Source organism: Paenibacillus xylanexedens (assembly GCF_007680605.1).
Lineage (GTDB): Bacteria > Bacillota > Bacilli > Paenibacillales > Paenibacillaceae > Paenibacillus > Paenibacillus xylanexedens_B.
This window is the reverse complement of the sequence record NZ_VEIO01000040.1, coordinates 1-614: the sequence shown is the minus strand read 5'-3', so window position 1 is coordinate 614 and position 614 is coordinate 1. Positions and strand designations below refer to the sequence as shown.

Annotated in this window: 1 protein-coding gene; it reads right to left on the bottom strand. The window is 49.5% G+C overall.

Annotated elements, in window-relative coordinates; genetic code table 11:
* Positions 1-614 (bottom strand): AMP-binding protein (locus FS818_RS28260; protein ID WP_145336727.1); only part of this gene is annotated, 614 nt, incomplete at both ends.

Below are 614 nucleotides of genomic sequence, written 5' to 3'. Positions count from 1 at the left end.
AAATCAGTTCTGTCATGCCATTTCCTCATCAATTCAGTCGCGCTCGCCGAACCAGCCAAAATTAACATTCTCAACGATGCAAATCGATCCGGATTTACATGCAACGCATAAGGGGGAGGCAGCGTTACCACCGTTACTTGAGACTCATTCATATAAGTCTCAAATTTCTCATGCTGTTTGACCGTCTCCTCAGAAAGCACGTGTAAGGTAGCCCCTGTCAACAACGCCATAAATATTTCCCATACTGATGCATCGAAACTCAAACTTGCAAAGTTTGCAACCTGATCACTTGGCACCAATCTTAAGCTCTGCTTAAAGAACCCACTTAAATTCAATATACCTTTGTGTTCAACCATGACCCCTTTGGGCTGTCCCGTCGATCCCGAGGTATAGATTACATACGCCAGATCCCTTGCGCCGCTGATCGCTAATAAGTTAGCCGATTCACCCCTGTACAACGATGCGTCCGCCAGGTTCAACACAGTGCCTGCATAAGCTGACGGTACTTCCACATTCCCGCCGTATATAAGCAGCAGCTCCGCCCCGCTGTCTTCCAGCATGTACGTCATCCGATCCGGCGGGTACGCCGGGTCGATCGGCATGTAGGCGCCGCC